Below are 22,817 nucleotides of genomic sequence, written 5' to 3'. Positions count from 1 at the left end.
TTTGGTTTCCGGCGCGCTTAAAAAGGCCAGGCTCTGCTCCAGGAGCCTGGCACCCTCGGTGGTCATGATGGATTCGGGGTGAAACTGAAAACCCAGTACCCGCTTGGCGGTATCCTGCACCGCCATGGTCATGCCATGGTGGTCGGCAATGACCGGCAGGGTGCTGGGGATTTTAGTACCTACCAGCGAGTGGTAACGGGCCACCGGCAGCGGGTTGGACAAACCGGCAAACACTCCCTGGCCGTTATGGCTGATGAGCGAACTCTTGCCGTGCCTGATTTCACCGGCGCTTTCTACGGTGCCGCCGTAGTGCTCCACCAGGGCCTGATGGCCCAGGCAAATGCCCAGGATGGGGAAGCGACCGATGCAGGCATGGATCAGGGCCGGCATGTTACCGGCGTCGCTGGGAATACCGGGACCGGGAGAAAGCACCAGTATGGGCCGCTCGTCTTGCTGCTCGCATTGCGTCATGGTGGCGACCAGTTGCGCCACCGGCACCGTGTTGCGATATACCTTGACGGTGGCGCCCAGGGTGCGGAACTGATCCACCAGGTTGTAGGTGAAGGAGTCGTAGTTATCGAGTAAAAAAATGGTATTAGTCATGGCTCACCTCCGCCAGTGTAGTGCCGTGGGCCAGAGCGATGGCGTTGAGTACCGCCGCGGCCTTGTTGCGGGTTTCGTCGGCTTCCGACTGGGGATTGGAGTCATACACCACGCCGGCGCCGGCCTGCACATGGGCCACGCCATTACTGACAAAGGCGGAGCGAATGACGATGCAGGTGTCCATGTCGCCCAGGCCGTTAACGTAGCCTACGGCACCGCCGTAGCTGCCCCGGCGTTGCTGTTCTACCTGGCGAATAAGCTCGCTGGCGCTGATTTTGGGGGCACCGGTCAGGGTACCCATGTTCATGCAGGCCTGATAGCCGTGCAGGGCGTCCAGGTCGTGACGCAGGGTGCCGACCACGCGGGATACCAGGTGCATCACGTGGCTGTAGCGGTCCACGCTCAGCAGGTCTTTCACATAACGGCTGCCGGGCTCGCTGATACGGGCGATGTCGTTGCGGGCCAGATCCACCAGCATCAGGTGCTCGGCGGTCTCTTTGGCGTCTTGGCGCAGATCCAGCTCGATGCGGCCGTCCAGGTCCAGGTTGATGCTGCCGTCCGGGTTGATACCGCGCTTGCGAGTACCGGCAATGGGATACATTTCTACCTGGCGGCTGTGGTGATCAAATTTGACCGAGCTCTCGGGGCTGGCGCCGAACAGGGTGAAGTCCTGATCGTTCACATAGAACAGGTAGGGGCTGGGGTTGGTTTGCTTGAGCTTGCGATAGGCGGCCAGCGGATGCGGGCAGGGCAGGCTGAAGCTGCGCGACGGCACCACCTGAAAAATATCGCCCGCCAGAATGTGCTCCTTCAGGTTGACGACGTCGGTCCTGAATTCGGCATCACTCTTGCTCGCCTGTATCTTGCCCTCTAAACGTTCGCCGCCCCGGGGCTCCGGGTGTTGCCGACCACAGGCCTGGGCCAGTTGGTCCAGCCGGGCCTGCAACCGGGGCTGTTCGGCCGGGTCGAACACACAGGCAGACAGGCGACCGGTTTCCTGCTTGTGATCCAGGGTTATCAGGGTTTCGGCCAGGTAGAAACAGAAGTCTGGGCAGTTGTTGATGCCCTCGGCAACGTCCGGCAACTGCTCGAAGGAGGCAATAAGATCGTAAGAGAAGGTGCCGGCCATAAACAGGTGCTGCTGGCCCTGGCTGGCGGTGAAGCGAGTCAGGATAAGGCGCAGGGTGTGCAGCACGGACGGGGCCTTGAGGCGGCTGTCTTCGTCCAGGTTGCCATCGGCCTGGGGCAGGGTAACCACCAGTTGGTGCCCGGTGCGCTCGCCGCCGAGTTCCTGTTCCACCAGGTTCAGGGCGGGCAGGCCGTTGCCGTTGAGGGCCGTCAGGGTCACCTGATGGTGCCGGCATACCAGACGCACACAGGCGTCCAGCATCAGCAGACTCTGGGTGCCGGCCTTGGTGTCGATTTCGGCGGACTCCAGCAGCATGCTGTTGTCGCCCGCCTGGGTGAGGGCCGCGAATAACGCGAGCGGATCATCGGTATAGGGTGCGTCTTGCAATAACACGTGGAGCTGACCATGCGCCATCTTGTTTTCCTTTTTTAGTTAGTCGCGGTCATCAGGTATTTGCCTGATCACCTGGCTGGCAATGTCGTCATCGGTAATGGACACGAATGTTGTTTGTATCGGCGTAAAATCCGGTTCGGCTTGCCATCGCCAAAAAACTGCCTTGCTCGGTTTCATCGCATCACCTTTTGCTGGATAATAAAAAAGCCCGCAAGGTTGCGGGCTTTTATGTTCGCTGAGACTTTAAGACGAATACAGCAAATCACACCACCCGAGGTTAGGGAGTGTGCCACCACCAGATAATGCGTAGAGTGGAATTTTGCTGAAACATCGCGCTCTTCTCGTTAATCAGAAACTGGATACAGTTAAACGATAATCGGGGGTGCAAGTCAACCCTGAACACAGGATTTTTTATGCGAATCGATCTGCACAGTCATTCCACCGCCTCCGATGGCCAGCTGACGCCTGCCGAGTTGATGGCCCGGGCCGCCGAAAAAGAGGTGGATGTGCTGGCGCTGACCGACCACGATACCCTGGCCGGGCTGGAAGAGGCGGCTCTGGCGGCCGAAGCCCATGGCGTGCGTCTGATCAATGGCGTAGAAATCTCCTGCCTGTGGGAAGCGCTGGAAGTGCACGTGGTGGGGCTGAATATAGAACGGCACCACCCGGGCCTGAATGGGCTGCTGGCCGAACAGCAAGCGCGGCGCGAGCAAAGAGCCAGGTTGATGGCCGAACGGCTGGAAAAGGCGCGCTTTCCCGGTGCCTATGAAGGGGCCCGGGCACTGGCGGGCGACGCGCCCATTACCCGAACCCACATGGCCAAATGGTTGCTGAGTCAGGGGGCGGCGGACTCGACTCCCAAGATCTTCAAGAAATTTCTGAGTCGGGGCAATACCGGCTATGCGCCGCCCAACTGGTGTTTGCTGAACGAGGCCATTAGCGCCATTCAGCAGGCCGGTGGAGTGGCGGTGCTGGCGCACCCGACCCGTTACGACTTGTCCAACAAGTGGGTCAGGAAAATGCTGACGGCCTTTGCCGAGGCGGGAGGCGATGCGATGGAGGTTTCCATGGCGCAGCAGAGCCCGCAAGAACGTGCTACGTTGGGGCAATGGAGCAAGGATCATCAGCTGGAAGCCTCGGTAGGCTCCGACTTCCATTACCCCAGCCAGTGGCGGGAGCTGGGTCGGCAGTTGTGGCTGCCGAAGGAAGCCACGCCCGTATGGACACGCTTTATCTAAATCATTCCGGGAGGAATTATGAGTCAATATTTTGAACTGCATCCCGACAACCCGCAGGCTCGTCTGATCAATCAGGCGGTGGCCATTGTGCGTCAGGGCGGGGTGCTGGTGTATCCCACCGATTCCGGTTACGCCATCGGCTGCCTGGTGGGCGACAAGAGTGCCATGGAGCGTATCTGTCGTATCCGTAAAATCGAAAAGGATCACAACTTTACCCTGGTGTGTCGGGATCTCTCCGAGCTGTCTTTTTACGCCCGGGTCGATAATGGCGCCTTCCGGTTGATGAAAAACAACACCCCCGGCGCCTATACCTTTATTTTGCAGGCCACCAAGGAAGTGCCCAAGCGGCTGCAAAACCCCAAGCGTAAAACCATAGGTCTGCGGGTACCCGATAACGCCATCAGCCTGGCCCTGCTGGAGGCGCTGGGCGAACCGCTGATGTCCTGCAGCCTGATCCTGCCCGGTGAAACCGAGGCGGAATACGATCCGCACCTGACTCGCGAAAAGCTGGAAAAACTGGTCGACCTCATCATCGATGGTGGCGTGCTGGATCCCAGACCCACGACCGTGGTCGAGCTGTATGATAATACCCCTGTTATTGCCCGTGAAGGCGCTGGCGATATCCGTCCCTTTGAATAAGTGAATGATATGACTGAGAAACTGCAAAAAGTGCTGGCCCGAGCAGGCAAGGGCTCACGCCGCGAAATTGAAACGCTGATAAGCCAGGGACGGGTCAGCGTAAACGGCAACGTTGCCCACCTGGGTGACAGAGTCACCGGCCGCGAGCCCATTCGGGTTGACGGCCATTTGGTAGAAACGCAGCCCGAAGGCGAAATCATCTGCCGCGTGCTGGCTTACCACAAGCCGGAAGGCGAGGTCAGCACCCGCAAGGATCCTGAAGGTCGGCCTACTGTGTTCGATCGACTGCCCAAGCTGCAGGGCTCCCGCTGGGTGGCGGTAGGCCGACTGGACGTGAATACCTCCGGTTTGCTGCTGTTTACCACCGATGGCGAGTTAGCCAACCGCCTGATGCACCCGCGTCATGAAATCGACCGGGAATATGCGGTGCGGGTATTCGGTGAAGTGACCGAAGCCATGCTGCAACGGCTGCGCAAGGGGGTGATGCTGGAAGACGGCATGGCCAGGTTCGACACCATCAAGTACAGCGGTGGCGAAGGCATGAACCATTGGTTCCATGTCACCCTGAAAGAAGGCCGCAACCGGGAAGTGCGTCGTCTGTGGGAATCGCAGGAGATGCAGGTCAGCCGGCTGATCCGGGTGCGTTACGGCAAGATTGAACTGCCCCGCAACCTGCCGCGTGGCGGCTGGTCCGAAATGCCACTGGATCAGGTGAACTACCTGCGCAGTGAAGTAGGCTTGACCGCGGAAGCACAGAGCAAGGTCGACGTACACGCTACCGAACGTTACAAGCAGGTGGCGCAAATCCGCAAGGCGGTACGCAAACACAACTCCCGGGTGAAAGGCGACGGCGCAGGAGCTGCGGCGAAAAAGCCCGCTCCTACTCGCTCGCGCAGCCCCAGCCAGCGCCAGAAGCGCAAGACACGGCTGTAACCGACGATCAGAAGCGGTAGGCTGCAATAAAAACGGCGCCGGGGGCAAGCTCGGCGCCGTTTTTTTGCTTTAACCCCCGAGGGGGGATCTCGTCATTCTTGCGAAGGCGGGAATCCAGATCAGTCCACGCGAGACCTTCGGGCGATATGTATGAGCTACAGATAAAGCTTTGGCTGCAGGTTTGAGCCGCATAAATAGACGGCTACCATGTTCCGCGTTACGCCTCTTGCCGCTCAAAACACTTCGCTGGCAAACTCCTTGCGCGAGAAGGTGACTCGCTCTTCCGGAGTCAGGGTGATCTTCTTGCCCAGCTTTTCGATTTTGTGCAGGCGGGGTACCAGGCCGGCGCCGTTGGCGGTTTGAATGGCCAGGCCCGGGCGGGCGTTCAGCTCCAGCAGCATGGGACCGTGCTGTTTGTCCAGCACCATGTCGGTGCCGATATAGCCCAGCCCGGACATCTCGTAACAGGACGACGACAGGCTGAGCAGCTGTTCCCAGTAGGGGACTTTAAGCTCCAGCAGATCGCGACCGGTATCCGGGTGATAGCGGATAGGCAGGTTGAATTGCACTGCGCGAATGGCGCGGCCGGTGTTGATATCCAGCCCCACCCCCACGGCGCCCTGGTGCAGGTTGGCCTTGCCGTCTGAGGCCTCGGTCGACAATCGCATCATCGCCATCACGGGAAACCCCTTGAACACTATCACCCGGGTGTCGGGCACGCCTTCGTAAGAGAAACCGTCGAACACATCATCGAAGTTGATAAGGGCTTCAATCAATGCCACATCCGGCTTGCCGCCCAGCGAGAATAGTCCGGCCAGAATGTTGGATACGTGCCGTTCCAAATCGCCGATGCTTTCACCCTTGCCGCTGGGTTTGACGAAGTTCTTTCGGTCGTGGTTGATGATCACCATGATGCCCTTGCCGCCGGAGCCCTTGGCGGGCTTGATGCAGAAGCCTGGCCAGTCTTTGATCATATCCCACAGGCGGGCGACCTGGTGCTGAAACTCGATAACCCCGATCAGATCGGGCACGGTCACGCCGGCATCCAGCGCAATTTTCTTGGTCTGCAGTTTGTCGTCCACCAGCGGATACAGTCGGCGCGGATTATAGCGGCTGATATAGGAAATATTGCGCCGGTTCATGCCCATGATACCCATCTTGTCGAGGGCGAAGGGGGAGGCATATTGTTCAAGCCAGCGCTTAATCATTTTTCTGCCCACTCGACTGTTCATCGACAAGGGGTTTGAAACGCTTGAGCTCGGTCAGGCGATAACCGGTGTAGTTGCCCAGCAGCAACACAGCCGCCATCACGATCAGCTGCAAGCCGAGGAAGTTGAAGGTGAGGTGACGAACCAGTTCGCTGTTCATCGCCAGAAATGCCACCACGGCCACCATGAGGGAGCCGCCCCCCTGCTTGACCACTTCCTTGGGGCCTTCTTCTTCCCATAGAATCGACATCCGCTCTATGGTCCAGGCCAGGATGATCATCGGGAAAAAGGTGATCTTCATGCCCTCGGTCAGGCCGAGCTGATAGGCGACGATGCTGAAGAAGCCGATCATGCCGATAACCATGATGATCACCGCCGATATTCGCGCCACCAACAGCAGGTTAAGGTGCGACAGGTACGAACGCAGTATCAGACCGGTGCCGACAATGATCAGGAAGCCCACCAGGCCGGTAAGCAGACTGGTCTGAATAAAGGCCATGGCGATCAGTACCGGCATGAAGGTGCCCGAGGTCTTGATGCCGACGATAATGCGCAGGAACACGACCACCAGTACCCCGATGGGGATCAACAATATGCCCTTGAACAGGGCCTGTTCTTCCAGTGGAAGGTTATAGAGCGAGACGTTGATCCAGTGTGGCTGATCGAATTTCTTTGCCAGCGCCACGTTCACCGGTTGCTCCTGCTCCAGCATGGTAAAGGTCACCCGGGAGTTGCTGCCGCCGACCAGATCCAGCACGGGTGCTGAATGATATTCCCACAGCAGCAGCTGTTCCTGACGTCCCTGATCACCGGTGACCGGGTTGAATATTTCGTACTGCTCGCCGTTGTACACCTGCACTATGTTGATTAGCGGCTGACGGCGACGACCGTCTTCCAGCTGCAGCCCCTTGAGCAAGCGGGCCGGCACATTGGCACGGTGCAACAATTCGACCAGTAGCGGGCCCGGGGACTGGTACTGAGCCAGTAACTCGGCGTTCTGGCCGCGGTTGTTCAGCTCTTTCAGCAGTTCTCGGGTCAGAGTGATACCGTCGGAGGAGCGTTCCTCGGCCAGTGACAGCACCTGATCCATGGCGGTGGCATAGGGCTCGGCCACGTCGGCCTGCATCATGGCCGGGATCTGGGTCGACAGCGGGCCCTTGGCGAAGGGATCCAGCATCATGTCGACCTTGTAGTACAGCTCCTGGTGGCCCGAAGCGTTGCGAATCGACCATTCGGCCCGGCTGGTGCCGTTGGCTTCGATAAACGACAGGCCGTAACCCGGAGAGGCGGCGGATTCGTTCATCAGGGTAAAGCCGGGCTGGCTACCGGGAATGGCCAGTGAGGCCTTTACCGGTTTGCCGTTGGCTTCAAACTCCACCTTGGCCTCAATGGACCAGATCTGGCGTTTTTCGCCGGGTAGCCAGGGCACTTCGTACACGAAATAGCGGTGCAGCATCAGTGCCAGGCCAACCAGAAACAGGGCGGCTACGATCAGATAAAACGGCTTGCGTGAGTACATGAAGTTTACTCGCTGGCAGGAGTCGGACGCTTAGGCTTGCCCTGCACGTTCTGACGGGCAATATCCACCACGGCGATGTCTTTTAAAAACTCCCGGCCCAGCAGTACCGGATAGGTCATCTGGCTTCTGTCGGTCAGGGTAAATTCGGTTTTTTCGGACAGGCGGCCCAGACGCATGGTCAGCGCTACCACAGGACGACGCTCTGTGCTGTCGGCAGAGGCCTGGCGAATGCGCACATAACGTACCAGCGGCGTTTCGACCGACAGTTTTTCGTCCACGCCTTCGTGAGCCAGATTGAAACTGACCCAGGGCTTGCCATCGCGTTCGAAGACGGTGATGTCCTGTGCGCTGAGCGAAGAGGTGGTGGCGCCGGTATCGATACGGGCAGGAAAGCTGTCGCTGACCACATCCAGCCAGACGGCTTCGGTTTCGCCCACGATCAGTTTTCCGTCCCGGGTTTCATTTTCGGGGTAGTCGGCCGGGGCGGCTTGTTGCACCGCAGGCTGTGCGGCGGGAGTGGGAGCGGGGATCTGCTTTTTCAAATTCCTGATATCCTGTTGCAAGGCTTTCATGAAGGCGTGATGGTTGCTGCTGAGCTGCGCATTCTGCTGGAACATGGTGTCTGTCAGCCGGGCTTCGAGGTTTGAGAGGGTAGCATCGAGCCGGGCCTCGGAAACAGGCTGCGGCTCGGGCTGCGCGTCCATCGGTGACGTCTGGCTGACACAAGCGGTCAGCAACAGCGGTAATACCAGTGATGTCGCGACGTTATTCATAGCTTCCCTCGTGTTGTTGGTATTGCGGGTCTATCGGCTTGTTGGCGATGATGATCGTCCGTTTGGGTGCCGGGTAGCCCTCGATGGTTTTAGCGGAATCTTCCGGATCCAGAAAGTCCGCCAGTGATTCGTTGCGCATCCAGTCGGTGCGTCTTTGTTCCTGCAGCGTGGTCGGATTCTCGTCCACCACACGTATGTTTTCGAACCCGCATTTCGCAAGCCAGCCCACCAGAGCGGCCGAACTTGGAATAAACCAGACGTTGCGCATCTTGCCGTAACGTTCACCCGGCACCAGCACCTGATGCTCGTCGCCGTCAATGATCAGGGTTTCCAGTACCAGCTCGCCGCCGCCACGCAACTGCGCCTTGAGTTGCAGCAGATGGTCGATGGGCGAGCGGCGATGATAGAGCACGCCCATGGAGAATACGGTGTCGAACGCTCGCAACTCGGGCAGTTCTTCTATTCCCAAGGGTAATACCTGGATCCCGTTATAACCATTGGCAAAGTGTTTTATCGCCTCAAACTGGCACAGAAACAGCTGGGAGGGGTCGATACCCACCGCCATTTTGGCGCCGGCGCCCATCATGCGCCACAGGTGATAACCGCTGCCGCAGCCCACATCCAGTACGTAACGATATTTCAGCGGGCTGATATGGGGCACCAGTCGGTCCCATTTCCAGTCGGAACGCCATTCGGTGTCGATACTGATGCCGTGCACCTCGAAAGGCCCCTTGCGCCAGGGATGAAACTGGCCGAGCAGGCTTTCTATTTTTTTCATCTCACCGGAGCTTATCTCGCCGGGGCGACCGATGCTGACGCTGTCGGTCAGTTCGACACGCTCGGTGCTGATCTTCGGCAGCTTGTGCAGGGCCCGGACCCAGCGTGCCAGATCGCCATGCAGATGCTGTTTTTGCCAGTCGTGCAATTGGCCCGGCAGACAATGCAGCCAGTGGCTCAGGCGGTTCTTTGCTATCTGTTGATAGAAGTCGCTGAAGTCGATCATTTGATGGCAACCATGGACCCGAAGTTGAAACACTGGAACCAGAGATCCACATGCTGGAAGCCCACTCGCTTCAGTCGTGTTTTGTGCAGCTCGGGGGTATCAGGGCGCATCACGTTTTCCAGCGCGGTGCGTTTCTGGCTGATTTCCAGTTCGCTGTAGCCGTTGGCCCGCTTGAAGTCGTGATGAAGATCGATCAGCAGCTCGTTGACCGTCTCGTCGTGGCTTACAAACTTTTCGCTCAATATCAGCACGCCACCCGGTTTCAGCCCCCGGTAAATCTTGCCGAGCAGAGTTTCACGCTGGCCGGGATCGATAAACTGCAGGGTAAAGTTCAGCACCACCACGGAGGCGTTGTCGATCTCGATATCACAGAGATCCGCCTCGGTCAGCGTCACGGGCACCTCGGATTTGAACGCGGCGAGGTGACTGGCGGCCCGTTCCAGCATGGCGGCGGAGTTGTCCACGGCGATAATGCGACAGCCCGGCTGCGTCAGGTTGCGGCGCATTTCCTGGGTGGCGGCACCAAGCGAACACCCCAGATCGTAGAGCCGGCTGTCGGGCTGGGCGAAGCGGGTGGTCATCATGCCGATGGCGGAGATGATATTTGAATAACCGGGCACGGATCTTTTGATCATGTCCGGAAACACCTCGGCGACATTCTGATCGAAACAGAAATCACCAAGCTGGGCGATGGGGGCGGCGAAGATATGATCTTTTGATTGCATGGCTTTAGTAATAACGACCTTGGCTTACGGCAGCAATGGCTGCACACAATGACGGCCATTGTAAAAGAAGCGCTGTGTCTTGTCTTGCAGGCGGCAAGGGGCGATGAAAATATATTTTTGCCGAAAAAGCGGTGAAACAAGGTGTAATGAAGGAATGAGGAGGATGAAACACCCTCGTTCAACCTTAGATTTACGGTTTTAAAACAACGAGCCCTGGGGACCGGGGGCCAGGCCGGGAAAGTCGGGCAGCGGCCGTTGCAGGGCCGTCGCTAACTCTGCCGCCAGCAGCGGGGCCAGTCGGTTGTCGGCGGTATGCACGAACAGGTACACCGACTTGCCTTCGCCCAGCCAGGCGTGAATGCGTGGCACCCAGGGCTGCCAGAAGGGGCGGTTGAGCTCTTGTTCGGGATGACCGATAAAGCGGATCACCGGCGCCGGGCCCGTGCTGATGATATGCACCGGGACCTGCGGCTTTTTTTGTTGGGCATCCGCCAGCGCCGGCGTGGTAGGCGGGCAGGAAAACACCGGGCGCGAGTCCATGATGATGCGGTTGGCGCCCCGCTCCAGCAGCAGACGGTTGAACCGGCGTTCGGCTTCACCCTTGGCGAAGAAGGCCGGATGCCTTACCTCCACCCCGTATTGAAACCGGTCCGGCAGTGCGGCCAGCAGTTGCTCGAGACCGTCCAGCTGTTCGGGGCCGCAGGCGGCGGGCAGTTGCAGCATCAGCATGCCTAGTTGCCTGTGCAGCGGACTCAGTTGCTCGATAAAGTCCAGCGCGGTCGTGATGTTGTCGCCCAGTCGGCCCTGATGGCTGACGGTGGCGGGAAACTTGAAGGTGAAGCGAAAATGGTCGGGCACCTGGGTCGCCCAACGGTGCAGGCTGTTGGCATCGGGCACGCCATAGAAACTGGTGTTGCCTTCCACCGAGTTGAACACGCGGCCGTAGTCGAGCAGATGCTCGGTGGTTTTGAGTTCTCGCCCCAGCAGTTGGCCGGGCCAGGCGGGATGGGACCACTGGCTGAGGCCCAGATATAACGGCATAACATTCCTTTCGTCGAGCTGTAAGTAGATCGAGTCGTTGGAAGGGACTGCGCTGTGCTGGCAGAGCCGGTAAAACCGGCAGGCCAGACGGATTTCCCTGTCCCCATCTCCGGGCGGCTTACAGCATGAAGCTGACCGCTTGCAGCTACCGAGCAGCGGTTAGGACGGTAAGGATTTTACCCCCCTTCTGGTTTTCCATTATACTAGCGCGCTATTTACTGACAAATTCATGCTTCGCGGCCGCCTGGTCGCGTGACAACACCAATAGGAAGACTCCATGCGCACTCATTATTGCGGGCAGGTTGATGCTGCCCTGGTTGGCCAGAGCGTGACCCTAAGTGGCTGGGTACATCGTCGTCGTGATCTGGGCGGTCTGATTTTCATCGACATGCGCGATCGGGAAGGCATAGTGCAGGTGTTCTTCGATCCGGACAAGGCCGAAGCCTATGACAAGGCGGCTTCGCTGCGTGCCGAGTTCTGTATCCAGGTAACCGGTGTGGTACGTGCCCGCCCGGAGTCTCAGGTGAACAAGGACATGGCCACCGGTGCGGTGGAAATCTTCGCCCATGAACTGACCATTATCAACAAGGCCGATCCGCTGCCGCTGGACTTCAACCAGAACAACTCGGAAGAGCAGCGCCTCAAGTATCGCTATCTGGACCTGCGTCGTCCCGAGCAGGCCCGTTACCTGAAAACCCGCGCCCAGGTCACCAGCCGGGTACGTCGTTTCATGGACGAGCAGGGCTTCCTGGATATCGAAACTCCCATGCTGACCAAGGCCACACCGGAAGGTGCGCGTGATTATCTGGTGCCGAGCCGGGTTCACAAGGGCTACTTCTACGCGCTGCCCCAGTCGCCTCAGCTGTTCAAGCAGTTGCTGATGATGAGCGGCTTCGACCGTTATTATCAAATCGTCAAATGCTTCCGCGACGAAGACCTGCGTGCCGACCGTCAGCCTGAGTTTACCCAGATCGATGTGGAAACCTCCTTCATGAGCGCCGAACAGGTGCGGGAAGTGATGGAACAGCTGGTGCACGAACTGTGGCAGGACGTGGCCGGCGTGGATCTGGGCGCCTTCCCGGTGATGAGCTATGCCGAAGCCATGCGTCGTTACGGCTCCGACAAGCCGGATCTGCGTATTGCGATGGAGCTGGTGGATATTGCCGATCTGGTGAAGAACGTCGACTTTCAGGTGTTCTCCGGCCCGGCCAACGACACCAGGGGCCGCGTGGCCGCGCTTCGGGTACCCGGTGGTGCCGCCCTGTCTCGCAAGCAAATCGATGAATACGGCAAGTTCGTCGGCATCTACGGTGCCCGGGGCCTGGCCTGGCTCAAGGTAAACGACGTCACCAAGGGGGGGGAGGGCGTGCAGTCACCGGTTGCCAAGTTCCTGAACGAAGAAATCGTGACCGAGCTGTTGACCCGTACCGGTGCGCAAGACGGCGATGCCATCTTCTTCGGTGCCGACTCCGCCAAGGTGGTGAGCGATGCCATGGGGGCCCTGCGTCTGAAGCTGGGCAAGGATCTGGATCTGATCGAACAGTGCTGGAAGCCACTGTGGGTCGTCGACTTCCCGATGTTTGAGGAAGAAGACGAGCGTCTGTACGCCATGCATCATCCCTTTACCGCCGCCAAGGACATCAGCGCCGAGACACTGGAGGCCGATCCGACGGCGGCCGTGGCCAACGCCTACGACATGGTGATCAACGGTTACGAAGTGGGCGGTGGCTCGGTGCGTATCCACAACAACGAGATGCAGCAAACCGTGTTCCGTCTGCTCGGCATCAATGCCGACGAGCAGCAGGAGAAGTTCGGCTTCCTGCTCGATGCGCTGAAATACGGTACTCCGCCGCATGCGGGTCTGGCCTTTGGTCTGGACCGTCTGGTGATGCTGCTGACCGGTACCGACAACATCCGGGACGTGATTGCCTTCCCCAAGACTACCACCGCCTCCTGCCTGTTGACCGATGCGCCCAGCCTCGCCAACCCGGACTCACTGGTAGAACTGGCCATTCGCACCGAATTGCCGGCAGCCAAGGCAGACAAATCTGCAGATAAGGCAGACAGCTAAGCCATGGCTCACAAGCACCCGGAATCGGTGCTGATCCTCATTCATACCGAGGATCAGGTACTGTTACTGCAACGTCAGGACAACCCGGACTTCTGGCAGTCGGTCACCGGCAGCCTGGAAGTGGGCGAAACACGCTATCAGGCGGCAGAGCGCGAGCTGGAGGAAGAAACCGGACTGCGGCTGAACAACGGCTTGCAGCTGGTGGAAACCGGGCACCGGGTGCGCTTTGAAATCTACCCCCGCTGGCGGCATCGTTACCGCCCGGGGGTGACCCACAACTGGGAATACGAATTTTACCTGCGCCTGTCGAGCCCGCAGCAGGTGTGTCTTACCGAGCACCTTTCCCAGCGCTGGCTGCCGCTGGCCGAGGCCCGGGAGCAGGCCAGCTCCTGGACCAACAAGCTGGCCATCGACAGGCTGATCCAGGAATTACAGCAAGAAAAGAACAAGGGAGACGAGACTGATGGCAGGTCATAGTAAATGGGCTAATATCAAGCATCGCAAGGCGGCACAGGATGCCAAACGCGGCAAAATCTTCACCAAGCTGATTCGTGAGCTGACCACGGCGGCCCGCGAGGGCGGCTCGGATCCGTCGGCCAACCCCCGACTGCGAGCGGCCATCGACAAGGCGTTGTCCAACAACATGACCCGCGACACCGTCGATCGGGCGGTGAAGCGCGGTGCCGGCGAGCTGGACGGCCAGGTGCTGGAAACCATTATCTACGAAGGCTATGGCCCGGGCGGCACCGCCGTGATGGTGGAATGCATGACCGACAACCGTAACCGCACCGTGTCCGATGTGCGTCATGCCTTTACCAAGAACGGCGGCAACCTGGGCACCGACGGCTCGGTGGCCTATCTGTTCGAGAAGAAGGGGGTGATCAGCTATGCCAATGCCGACGAAGAGACGGTGATGGAAGCGGCACTCGAAGCCGGTGCCGACGATGTGGTGGTCAACGACGATGGTTCCATCGATGTTTACACCCAGTGGGACGAATTCGGCAGTGTCAAGGATGCACTGGATGCCGGTGGCCTGGAAGCCGAAAACGCCGAAGTGACCATGATCCCCTCGACCAGTGCCGAACTGGACGAAGAGACGGCGCCCAGGTTCATGCGCCTCATCGACATGCTGGAAGATGCCGACGACGTGCAGGAGGTTTACCACAATGGCGAGATCTCCGACGAACTGGCGGAGAAGCTCTAAGCGGGGCAAGCTGTCAGCTTTAAGTGGTGTTGGCTGCAGGCCAGGCTTTAGCCGGGCGAGGGTGTGCCCTGTGCCATGGTTTACCCGATTAAATTCGGGCCTGCAGGTATACGTCTCTCCGGGCTTGACCCTGAGTCCATCCGGCAGACGGCATAAAGGTTGATTCGCTTCGTTCATCCCGACTTGCCCGTACTGCTTCCAGCGTAAGGCTACAGCTTTCTTTTTATGGCAATAATACTCGGTATCGATCCCGGCTCGCGCATTACCGGCTACGGCGTGGTGCGCCAGAGCGGCAACAAAATGGAATACCTGGGCTCGGGCTGTATTCGCATGACCGACGAGGAGCTGGCGCCTCGACTCAAGAAAATCTACGACGGCGTCAGCGAAATCATACTGCAGTTTCGGCCCGACCTGTTTGCCATCGAGCAGGTGTTCATGGCCCGCAACCCGGACTCGGCGCTTAAACTGGGTCAGGCCCGGGGGGCCGCCATCGTTGCCGCCGCCAACGGCGGGTTGGAGGTGGCGGAGTATTCCGCCCGGCAAATCAAGCAGGCGGTGGTGGGGCAGGGCGGCGCCGACAAGACCCAGGTGCAACACATGGTGGTCAAGCTGCTGAGCCTGCCGGGCACGCCCCAGGCCGATGCCGCCGATGCCCTGGCGGTGGCCCTGTGCCACGGCAATACCCGCCAGAGCCTGGTCAGCATGGCCGGCCAGGTTCGGGGCACGGTGCGGGGACGGCTGCGTTGAAAACAAGATGTTGGTGTTTTGTCGCCGCCGCTTCGGCTGTCGGTTCGCGCCGCATACATGGGCGCCTGCAGACGCCATATATTCGTAGGGTCGACTTATTTTAGGTAAGAGTATTCGATCGCTTTAGCCGAGTGTCACACCCATTGGTCGATTGACATCGGCCTTACGGCTTACAGCTTTGTTTAACTGGATGTTTATCCAGTTATTCATTATTCTTGGCGCAACTCAGATTGGTTAGCGGGGATCCCCAGTGATAGGTCGGTTGAAAGGTATTATCAGCGAAAAACAGGCGCCGGAAATTTTGCTGGATATCGGCGGTGTCGGTTATGAAGTGACGCTGCCGATGAGCTGTTTTTACGAGTTGCCCAATATCGGCGAGGCGGCCACCCTGCTGACGCATTTCGTGGTGCGTGAAGACGCCCAGCTGCTGTTCGGCTTTAATACCAAAACCGAACGGGCCCTGTTTCGTGAACTGATCAAAACCAACGGCGTTGGCCCCAAGCTGGCGCTGGCTATCCTGTCCGGCATGACCGCCGATCAGTTTATCTATAATGTCGAGCAGGGCGAAATCGGCGCCCTGGTCAAGTTGCCCGGTGTGGGCAAGAAAACCGCCGAGCGGCTGATCGTGGAAATGCGCGACCGGCTCAAGGGCTTTGGCGGTTACGACCTGTTCAACCCGGCTCCCGAAGGCATGGGCTCCGCCGCTGCGGTGGCCGACAGTGCGCGTGACGAGGCCATTGCCGCCCTGCAGGCACTGGGCTACAAGGCGAATCAGGCCGAGCAGATCGTCAAGAAAATCGCCAAACCCGGGCTGGATGCGGAACAGCTGATCCGCGAAGCTCTGCGCAGCATGGTATAAGGCATGATAGAAGCGGATCGTTTTATCAATCCCGCGCCCCAGCGGGAAGAAGAAGTCATCGACCGGGCCATCCGGCCCAAGGCACTGGCCGATTATCGCGGCCAGGATCATGTGCGCAGCCAGATGGAAATTTTCATCGAGGCGGCCCGTCGCCGGGAAGAAGCGCTCGATCATCTGCTGATCTTCGGCCCGCCGGGCCTCGGCAAGACCACTTTGGCCAATATCGTCGCCAACGAGATGGGCGTCAGCATCAAGACCACCTCGGGCCCGGTGCTGGAAAAGGCCGGCGATCTGGCGGCCATGCTCACCAATCTGGAGCCGGGGGATGTGCTCTTTATCGATGAAATTCACCGCCTGAGCCCGGTGGTGGAAGAAATTCTCTATCCGGCGATGGAAGACTATCAGCTCGATATCATGATCGGTGAGGGCCCCGCGGCCCGTTCCATCAAGCTGGAGCTGCCACCCTTTACCCTGGTCGGCGCCACCACCCGTGCCGGCTCCCTGACGTCGCCGCTGCGTGACCGTTTCGGCATAGTGCAGCGGCTGGAGTTTTATCAGGTTGGGGATCTGGCCCACATCATCAGCCGCAGTGCCGACAAGCTGGGCCTGCCCATCAATGACGAGGGCGCCTTCGAAATGGCACGCCGGGCCCGGGGTACGCCGCGCATCGCCAATCGGTTGCTGCGCCGGGTGCGGGACTTCGCCGAGGTCAAGGGCAGCGGCGACATCGATGCCACCATCGCCATGCAGGCGCTGGACATGCTGGATGTGGACAAACAGGGCTTCGACTACATGGATCGCAAGCTGCTGACCGCCGTTCTCGACAAATTCATGGGCGGCCCGGTGGGGCTGGACAATCTGGCGGCGGCCATCGGTGAAGAAAAGGAAACCATAGAGGACGTGATAGAGCCCTATCTTATCCAGCAGGGTTTTCTGCAACGCACCCCCCGTGGCCGCATCGCCACCCCCAGAGCCTACCTGCACTTTGGTTTCGACTTGCCGGAATCACGGCTGGGGGAATAAAGTCGCCAGCCTGCAGGCTGCCCGGTATTTCAGGCATGGCAACAGACTGCACCTTCCCTTGGCTGCGGGGCCACAGGAATGACACCGGATATTCGCCAGGAAGGCGGGGAGGGCGCAAAGCTGTTCCGTGTCTGAACATGTCGACCGCTCACGCCCTTTCCTGTCGTGCCTAAAAAGCACTCTCTTCTTTCCTAAATTTGACTCAGGTATAGTATCGACATCTTTTTAGCCCCTATGGCTGACCGAATGACGACTGATACAAGCTTTGACTGGCCGGTGCGTATCTATTACGAAGATACCGATGCCGGTGGTATTGTTTATAACGCTAATTATCTGAAATTCATGGAAAGAGCACGCACCGAATGGTTGCGCAGCTTAGGAATTGAGCAAGACAGCCTGCTCGAACAGGGGCTGGCTTTCGTGGTGCGACGGGTAGAGATGGATCTTCGAAAACCCGCGCGTTTCAATGATGCACTAAACGTCACCGTGACGGTGAAATTACTGAAACGTGCCTCTATTGTATTTGAGCAGGAAATTCTGGATGATGCCGGCCTTTCGCTGGTTCGGGGAACGGTGCAGATCGCTTGCGTCAAGATTCCTCATATGAAACCCTTTGCTATTCCTGAGCCGCTGATGGGAGTATTGTCAGGTGCACGCTGAAATATCGTTTTTAGGTCTGTTTTTACAAGCCAGCCTGCTGGTGAAACTGGTGATGCTGCTGCTGATGGGCATGTCTATTCTGTCCTGGGCGATGATCATCAATCGGCGCAAGATCCTGACCACTGCCCAGAATGATTCTGTGCAGTTCGAAGACAAATTCTGGTCCGGTGCCGATCTGAGTCGTCTCTATCACGAGAGCAACGCCCGCCGTGACAACCTGGCCGGCATGGAGCAGATTTTTTACGCCGGCTTCAAGGAGTTCGTCCGGCTGCAAAAACAGGGGCGCTCGCAGGAGAGCATGCTCGAAGGCACCTATCGCACCATGCGGGTGGCGCTGTCGCGAGAAGTGGATCGCCTGGAGACCAATCTGTCGATGCTGGCGACCATCGGTTCCATCAGCCCCTACATCGGTCTGTTTGGCACCGTTTGGGGCATCATGAATGCCTTTATCGCCCTGGCTGAAGTACAACAGGCCACGTTGTCGATGGTCGCGCCCGGTATTGCCGAGGCCCTTATCGCCACGGCGCTGGGTCTGTTTGCGGCCATTCCGGCGGTTATCGCCTATAACCGCTTCAGCTATCAGGTCGAGCGGCAGGAAAATCATCTGGCCAACTTCATGGATGAGTTTTCTACCATTCTCAACCGCCAGGTGGCGGCGGGTAGCAACTGATGCACGGCTATCAACGCAGACGTCGTAAACGCGTTGCCGAGATCAACGTGGTGCCCTATATCGATGTGATGCTGGTACTGCTGATTATTTTCATGGCGACCGCACCGGTAATAACCCAGGGCGTCAAGGTCGACTTGCCTCAGGCCGAGGCAGAAATGATGCCGGAAGACAGCGACAAACCGCTGGTGGCGTCTATCGATGCCGAAGGGCGTTACTTTCTCGATATCGGCGAAAACCGGGACGAGGCGGTGGACCTGCTGGCGCTGGCGACCATGGTACAGACACAGCTCAAAACCACCCCCAAGGCACCGGTGGTGGTGAAGGGTGATGCCAACGTGCGTTATGACGCCGTGATCCAGTTGATGGCCACGCTGAAGGCGGCCGGAGTGCCGACCGTTGGCCTGATGACTCAACCGGAGCAGTAGCGGACTCATGACGGAGCAAGGCGGTATTCGCAAATCGTTATTGGTTTCGCTGGCGTTACATCTGCTGATTGGCGTGGTGTTGCTGGTCGGAATCGATTTTAGTGCGCCCAAGCGGCCTGCTCAGGCGGTGTCCATCATAGAAGCCACCATGATAGATGATGGCATGGTGGCGGCACAGGCCGAGCGTCTGGCCGAGATGCAGGCGCAGCAAGATCGGGCCAGGGCCGCTGAGCAGGCCAGCGCCGAGGCGGAACAGAAAGCGGCGGAAGATGCCGAGCGTCTGGCCGAGCAGCAACAGGCAGCCAGGGAGGCCGAGCGCCTGGTCGAGCAACAGAAAGCGTTGGCCGCTCAACAGGCCAGGGCCGAAAATGAACGCCAGCAGCTAGTGGAGCAAGAGCGCAAGGCGCAAGCGGCCCAGAAAGCGGCGGAAGCGAAGAAGCAGGCCGAGGCGGCAGCAGCACAGAAGCAGGCGGAAGCCAAAGCCGCGGAAGCCAAGGCGTTAGCCGCGAAGAAGCAGGCCGAGGCCAAGGCGGCGGAGGCGAAGAAGCAGGCCGAGGCCAAGGCGGCGGAGGCGAAGAAGCAGGCCGAAGCCAAGGCGGCGGAAGCGAAGAAACAGGCCGAGGCCAAGGCGGCGGAAGCGAAGAAGCAGGCCGAAGCCAAGGCGGCGGAAGCGAAGAGGCAGGCCGAGGCCAAGGCGGCGGAGGCGAAGAAGCAGGCGGAAGCCAAGGCCGCGGAAGCGAAGAAGCAGGCCGAAGCCAGCAAAAAGGCCGAAGCCGAGCAGGCGCTGAAAGATTTAGAGGCTCTGATGGGGTCGGAAACGGGGGGAGCCAGCTCTCCACCGGCGGCCTCGAAGGGCGACTTCGATCGTCAGGTTGCGCTGATCACGGCGGCGATTAAACGGAACTGGCTGGTCAGCTCGACCATGATAGGCAAGAAGTGTGTTATTAATATTCGAGTGGCGTCCGATGGCTTGATACTCAAGATCGGAGAAGGCAGTGGTGATAGGGCGGTCTGCCAGTCTGCGGCTATTGCCATTCGTAAAACCGGTCCCCTTCCTATGCCCAAGGATCCTGTCCTGAACAAGCGCTTTCAGGACATCAATATTGAACTGATTCCGGAGTAAACGATGACGAAACGATGGATATGGTTATGGCTGCCGCTGCTGTTGTTGACGACGCGCGCACAGGCGGCTCTTGATATCGTGATTACCGGCGGTATCGACAGTGCACGGCCGGTCGCGGTGGTGCCCTTTAAATGGACCGGTGGCGGCGCCGCCCCTCAGGATCTGGCCGAGGTGATTGGCAACGACTTGCGCAACAGTGGCATGTTCCGTCCCGTGGATCGCAATCGGTTGCCACAACAGGTGGCTGCGGCCTCCGAGCTGAATGCGAGTCTGTGGACTCCGCATCAGGTCGAAGCCGTGCTGGTGGGCACCATAGAGCCGGCCGGTGGTGACCAGTACCGAGTCAGTTTTGAGCTGGCGGATGTATTGGGTAAAAACGGTGCCCAACTGCTGGAAAGCCGCAGTGCCACCGTGCCTGCCGCCCAGTTGCGCCAGTATGCCCACCGCATCTCCGATATCGTGTTTGAAAAGCTGACCGGTATCAAGGGGGCTTTCCTGACCCGCATCGCCTATGTGAACGTGCAACACAAGGCGCAGTTTCCGTTCCAGCTGATGATTGCCGATTATGATGGCTTCAATGAGCAGGTACTGCTGCGTTCTCGCGAGCCGTTGATGTCACCGGCCTGGTCGCCGGACGGACGCAAGCTGGCCTATGTGTCGTTCGAGAACAAGAAAGCCGAAATCGTGGTACAGGATATTTACAGTCAACAGCGCCAGGTGGTGAGCTCTCAGCAGGGCATCAACGGAGCGCCTCAGTGGTCACCGGATGGCAGCAAGCTGGCACTGGTGCTGTCACGTGACGGGCAGCCGGAAGTCTATATACTCAACCTGGCCAGTCGGCAGCTGAGCCGGGTGACCAATAATCGTGCCATCGACACCGAGCCGACTTGGGCGGCAGACGGCAAGGCTATTTATTTTGTGTCCGAGCGGGGCGGTCGGCCTCAGGTGTACCGGGCCGATCTGAATTCCGGTGATACGCGTCGCGTCACCTTTCAGGGGGATACCAATTTAGGCCCCCGTGTGACCCATGATGGCAACAGCATGGTGCTGGTCAGCCGTTCACAGGGACAATACCGCATTGCTCGTCAGGAGCTGGATGGAGGTCAACAGCAGGTGTTAACAGAAACCCAGCTGGATGAATCGCCAAGCCCTGCACCTAACGGCACTATGATCATCTATAGTACCACCTATCAGGGGCGCCAGGTGCTGTCTCTGGTGTCTATGGATGGTCGTTTTAAGGCCAGGCTGCCCGCACGAAATGGTGATGTTCGTGCACCGGCATGGTCACCATATCTTAATTGATCCAACGTGATTTCTAAGGAAATACAATGCAAATGAAAAAACTGCTTCAGAGTCTGGCCGTTGCTCTTCCGATGTTGACCCTGGCTGCATGTAGCTCTACCACCGACTCTGATGCGATGACCGGTACCGAAGGCAGCTATCAGAACGGTGGCGCTCAGACTGGTGGCGCGGGCGGAGCCCTGTCGGCCGAAGAGCAGATGCGTCAGCAGTACGAAGCACTGCGTCGCGAAAACGTGATTTTCTTCGAATTCGATCAGGACGAAGTGACTGGCCATTACGCCCAGGTACTGGAAGCGCATGCCAATTTCCTGCGTTCCAACCCGTCTGTCAGCATTCTGGTTGAAGGCCATGCGGATGAGCGCGGCACTCCCGAGTACAACATCGCTCTGGGTGAGCGTCGTGCCAAGGCCGTGACCAGCTATCTGCAGAGCCTGGGTGTGAGCGGCTCCCAGCTGGCTATCGTCAGCTACGGTGAAGAGAAGCCGGCCGATACTTCACATACCGAGTCTGCTTTTTCCCAGAACCGCCGTGCGGTTCTGGTCTACTAAGGTTTGATCCGACGTTATGAAATGTAAATTAGCGGCCATTTCGATGGCCGCTGTTTTATCCACATCGAGCTGGGCACAGGCACCAGTGAGCAGTGTGGGTAGCAGCGGTTCCGTCAATGATCGCCTGGCTGAGCTGGAAAGGGCCTTCAGCGCCAGAAGCCAGGCCCAAATCGATCAGCAGCGGCAGTTAAACGCCATGCAGCAGGAGGTGAGTGAACTGCGCGGCTTGCTGGAAGAGCAGAGTTATCGTCTGGAGCAGGTGATAGAACGCCAGCGTTCCCTGCTGATGGCTCAGCAGGACGCGGCAGAGAAGCCGGAAAAGGCAGCTTCGCCGACGGCTCGGTCTGGCGGTGAGAAAGAAGCCGCCGAGCCCCGGCAAGGCAAGGCGTCAGCCGCACCGGCCAGCGGCGATGAGCAGGCGGCATATGATAGTGCGGTCAATCTGGTGTTGCAGGACAAAGACTACGACGCGGCCATCCCCGCCTTTGCCCGCTTTATTACCCAGTATCCGCAATCCAGCTATGTACCCAATGCCCATTACTGGCTGGGCCAGCTGTTGTTCACCCAGAAGCGGTTTGACCAGGCTAAAGCCCAGTTTACCCGCGTGGTGGAAGCCTATCAGGACTCCAACAAGCGCGCAGATTCACTGCTCAAGCTGGGCATGATTGCCAAAGAGCAGGGCGACAAGGGGCAGGCAAGGCAGTATTTTGAGCAGGTGGTAAAAGAATACGGCAACACAGGCGCGGCGCGGCTGGCCCAGGAAAATCTCAACGGCCTCTGAGTCGGGGCCTGAACTGGTGATTTTTTGAGAGAGTCGCTTGATCCTTAATCAAGCAGCATGAAATGATGATTTAGCTGTTGCGCCATAAAATTAAATCCGTATTATAGGCCGCCGTTGGCAGGGTGCTTTAGCCATTCCGCCGAATGGGTCGTTAGCTCAGTTGGTAGAGCAGTTGACTTTTAATCAATTGGTCGCAGGTT

Annotated in this window: 24 protein-coding genes, 1 pseudogene and 1 other annotated feature; of the genes and pseudogenes, 16 read left to right on the top strand and 9 right to left on the bottom strand. The window is 58.8% G+C overall.

What is annotated here, in order from left to right; all coding sequences use genetic code 11:
• Window positions 1-6: 6 nt before the first annotated feature.
• The 3 genes and pseudogenes from ACLEIV_RS15210 to ACLEIV_RS15200 all read right to left on the bottom strand — a co-directional run.
• Window positions 7-603 (bottom strand): annotated as a pseudogene (locus ACLEIV_RS15210) (aminodeoxychorismate/anthranilate synthase component II); the annotation flags it as partial.
• Window positions 596-2,146: an anthranilate synthase component 1 gene (locus ACLEIV_RS15205; protein WP_410457479.1), complete on the bottom strand. Its 1,551-nt coding sequence runs from the start codon at window positions 2,144-2,146 to the stop codon at window positions 596-598. The gene ACLEIV_RS15205 and the pseudogene ACLEIV_RS15210, both read right to left, overlap by 8 nt.
• Before the next feature lie 18 nt (window positions 2,147-2,164).
• Window positions 2,165-2,302, bottom strand: coding sequence for a hypothetical protein (locus ACLEIV_RS15200; protein WP_410457478.1), 138 nt, complete (start codon window positions 2,300-2,302; stop codon window positions 2,165-2,167).
• 21 nt (window positions 2,303-2,323) lie between these two features.
• Window positions 2,324-2,426, bottom strand: a sequence feature (Trp leader region).
• Window positions 2,427-2,538: 112 nt separating this feature from the next.
• Between ACLEIV_RS15200 and rnm the strand changes: the two genes are divergently transcribed.
• The 3 genes from rnm to rluB are packed head-to-tail and all read left to right on the top strand — an operon-like array spanning window position 2,539 to window position 4,935.
• Window positions 2,539-3,363: an RNase RNM gene (rnm, locus tag ACLEIV_RS15195; protein ID WP_410457477.1), complete on the top strand. Its 825-nt coding sequence runs from the start codon at window positions 2,539-2,541 to the stop codon at window positions 3,361-3,363.
• An 18-nt stretch (window positions 3,364-3,381) separates the two neighbouring features.
• Window positions 3,382-4,002, top strand: coding sequence for an L-threonylcarbamoyladenylate synthase (locus ACLEIV_RS15190; protein ID WP_298723427.1), 621 nt, complete (start codon window positions 3,382-3,384; stop codon window positions 4,000-4,002).
• 9 nt (window positions 4,003-4,011) lie between these two features.
• Window positions 4,012-4,935 carry a 23S rRNA pseudouridine(2605) synthase RluB gene (gene rluB, locus ACLEIV_RS15185; protein ID WP_410457476.1) on the top strand — a complete coding sequence of 308 codons (924 nt, stop codon included), beginning with the start codon at window positions 4,012-4,014 and terminating at the stop codon, window positions 4,933-4,935.
• A gap of 233 nt (window positions 4,936-5,168) precedes the next feature.
• Here rluB and ACLEIV_RS15180 read toward each other — a convergent pair whose 3' ends face one another.
• From ACLEIV_RS15180 to ACLEIV_RS15155, 6 genes are all read right to left on the bottom strand, one after another.
• Complete coding sequence (locus ACLEIV_RS15180) at window positions 5,169-6,143, bottom strand: alpha-L-glutamate ligase-like protein (protein ID WP_410457475.1); 975 nt, start codon at window positions 6,141-6,143, stop codon at window positions 5,169-5,171.
• A complete protein-coding gene (locus ACLEIV_RS15175; protein WP_410457474.1) occupies window positions 6,136-7,662 on the bottom strand; it encodes an inactive transglutaminase family protein in 1,527 nt (508 codons plus the stop codon). The genes ACLEIV_RS15180 and ACLEIV_RS15175 overlap by 8 nt, the downstream gene beginning before the upstream one ends.
• 5 nt (window positions 7,663-7,667) lie before the next feature.
• On the bottom strand, window positions 7,668-8,435 hold the full coding sequence (locus ACLEIV_RS15170; RefSeq protein ID WP_410457473.1) for an ATP-dependent zinc protease family protein: 768 nt from the start codon (window positions 8,433-8,435) through the stop codon (window positions 7,668-7,670).
• Window positions 8,428-9,438 (bottom strand): tRNA 5-methoxyuridine(34)/uridine 5-oxyacetic acid(34) synthase CmoB, encoded by a 1,011-nt coding sequence (gene cmoB, locus ACLEIV_RS15165; protein WP_410457472.1) that lies wholly within the window; start codon window positions 9,436-9,438, stop codon window positions 8,428-8,430. The genes ACLEIV_RS15170 and cmoB overlap by 8 nt, the downstream gene beginning before the upstream one ends.
• The gene (gene cmoA / locus ACLEIV_RS15160; RefSeq protein WP_410457471.1) at window positions 9,435-10,163 is read right to left on the bottom strand and encodes a carboxy-S-adenosyl-L-methionine synthase CmoA; all 729 of its coding nucleotides are present in this window, start codon (window positions 10,161-10,163) and stop codon (window positions 9,435-9,437) included. Before cmoA ends, cmoB begins: the two co-directional genes overlap by 4 nt.
• 198 nt (window positions 10,164-10,361) lie before the next feature.
• Window positions 10,362-11,204 (bottom strand): DUF72 domain-containing protein, encoded by an 843-nt coding sequence (locus tag ACLEIV_RS15155; RefSeq protein ID WP_410457470.1) that lies wholly within the window; start codon window positions 11,202-11,204, stop codon window positions 10,362-10,364.
• A gap of 277 nt (window positions 11,205-11,481) precedes the next feature.
• Between ACLEIV_RS15155 and aspS the strand changes: the two genes are divergently transcribed.
• The 13 genes from aspS to ybgF all read left to right on the top strand — a co-directional run bounded on the left by aspS (window position 11,482) and on the right by ybgF (window position 22,617).
• The gene (gene aspS, locus ACLEIV_RS15150; RefSeq protein ID WP_410457469.1) at window positions 11,482-13,275 is read left to right on the top strand and encodes an aspartate--tRNA ligase; all 1,794 of its coding nucleotides are present in this window, start codon (window positions 11,482-11,484) and stop codon (window positions 13,273-13,275) included.
• A 3-nt stretch (window positions 13,276-13,278) separates the two neighbouring features.
• Window positions 13,279-13,752, top strand: a complete 474-nt coding sequence (gene nudB / locus ACLEIV_RS15145) for a dihydroneopterin triphosphate diphosphatase (protein ID WP_410457468.1) — start codon at window positions 13,279-13,281, stop codon at window positions 13,750-13,752.
• Window positions 13,739-14,479 (top strand): YebC/PmpR family DNA-binding transcriptional regulator, encoded by a 741-nt coding sequence (locus ACLEIV_RS15140; RefSeq protein WP_410457467.1) that lies wholly within the window; start codon window positions 13,739-13,741, stop codon window positions 14,477-14,479. Before nudB ends, ACLEIV_RS15140 begins: the two co-directional genes overlap by 14 nt.
• A 225-nt stretch (window positions 14,480-14,704) precedes the next feature.
• The gene (ruvC, locus tag ACLEIV_RS15135; RefSeq protein ID WP_410457466.1) at window positions 14,705-15,226 is read left to right on the top strand and encodes a crossover junction endodeoxyribonuclease RuvC; all 522 of its coding nucleotides are present in this window, start codon (window positions 14,705-14,707) and stop codon (window positions 15,224-15,226) included.
• Window positions 15,227-15,476: 250 nt separating this feature from the next.
• Window positions 15,477-16,085: a Holliday junction branch migration protein RuvA gene (ruvA, locus tag ACLEIV_RS15130; protein ID WP_410457465.1), complete on the top strand. Its 609-nt coding sequence runs from the start codon at window positions 15,477-15,479 to the stop codon at window positions 16,083-16,085.
• 3 nt (window positions 16,086-16,088) lie between these two features.
• Window positions 16,089-17,108: a Holliday junction branch migration DNA helicase RuvB gene (ruvB, locus tag ACLEIV_RS15125; protein WP_410457464.1), complete on the top strand. Its 1,020-nt coding sequence runs from the start codon at window positions 16,089-16,091 to the stop codon at window positions 17,106-17,108.
• A gap of 246 nt (window positions 17,109-17,354) precedes the next feature.
• Window positions 17,355-17,768, top strand: coding sequence for a tol-pal system-associated acyl-CoA thioesterase (gene ybgC / locus ACLEIV_RS15120; protein WP_410457463.1), 414 nt, complete (start codon window positions 17,355-17,357; stop codon window positions 17,766-17,768).
• Window positions 17,758-18,438: a protein TolQ gene (gene tolQ / locus ACLEIV_RS15115; protein ID WP_477529396.1), complete on the top strand. Its 681-nt coding sequence runs from the start codon at window positions 17,758-17,760 to the stop codon at window positions 18,436-18,438. The genes ybgC and tolQ overlap by 11 nt, the downstream gene beginning before the upstream one ends.
• Window positions 18,438-18,863 carry a protein TolR gene (gene tolR / locus ACLEIV_RS15110; RefSeq protein WP_410457462.1) on the top strand — a complete coding sequence of 142 codons (426 nt, stop codon included), beginning with the start codon at window positions 18,438-18,440 and terminating at the stop codon, window positions 18,861-18,863. The genes tolQ and tolR overlap by 1 nt, the downstream gene beginning before the upstream one ends.
• Before the next feature lie 7 nt (window positions 18,864-18,870).
• Window positions 18,871-19,986 (top strand): cell envelope integrity protein TolA, encoded by a 1,116-nt coding sequence (gene tolA, locus ACLEIV_RS15105; protein WP_410457461.1) that lies wholly within the window; start codon window positions 18,871-18,873, stop codon window positions 19,984-19,986.
• A 3-nt stretch (window positions 19,987-19,989) separates the two neighbouring features.
• A complete protein-coding gene (gene tolB, locus ACLEIV_RS15100) occupies window positions 19,990-21,288 on the top strand; it encodes a Tol-Pal system beta propeller repeat protein TolB (protein WP_410457460.1) in 1,299 nt (432 codons plus the stop codon).
• A 26-nt stretch (window positions 21,289-21,314) separates the two neighbouring features.
• The gene (pal, locus tag ACLEIV_RS15095) at window positions 21,315-21,836 is read left to right on the top strand and encodes a peptidoglycan-associated lipoprotein Pal (protein WP_410457459.1); all 522 of its coding nucleotides are present in this window, start codon (window positions 21,315-21,317) and stop codon (window positions 21,834-21,836) included.
• A gap of 16 nt (window positions 21,837-21,852) precedes the next feature.
• On the top strand, window positions 21,853-22,617 hold the full coding sequence (ybgF, locus tag ACLEIV_RS15090; protein WP_410457458.1) for a tol-pal system protein YbgF: 765 nt from the start codon (window positions 21,853-21,855) through the stop codon (window positions 22,615-22,617).
• Window positions 22,618-22,817 lie beyond the last annotated feature (200 nt).

This window comes from Oceanisphaera submarina, from assembly GCF_046521305.1.
Lineage (GTDB): Bacteria > Pseudomonadota > Gammaproteobacteria > Enterobacterales > Aeromonadaceae > Oceanimonas > Oceanimonas submarina.
This window is presented reverse-complemented; position numbering and strand designations above follow the sequence as displayed.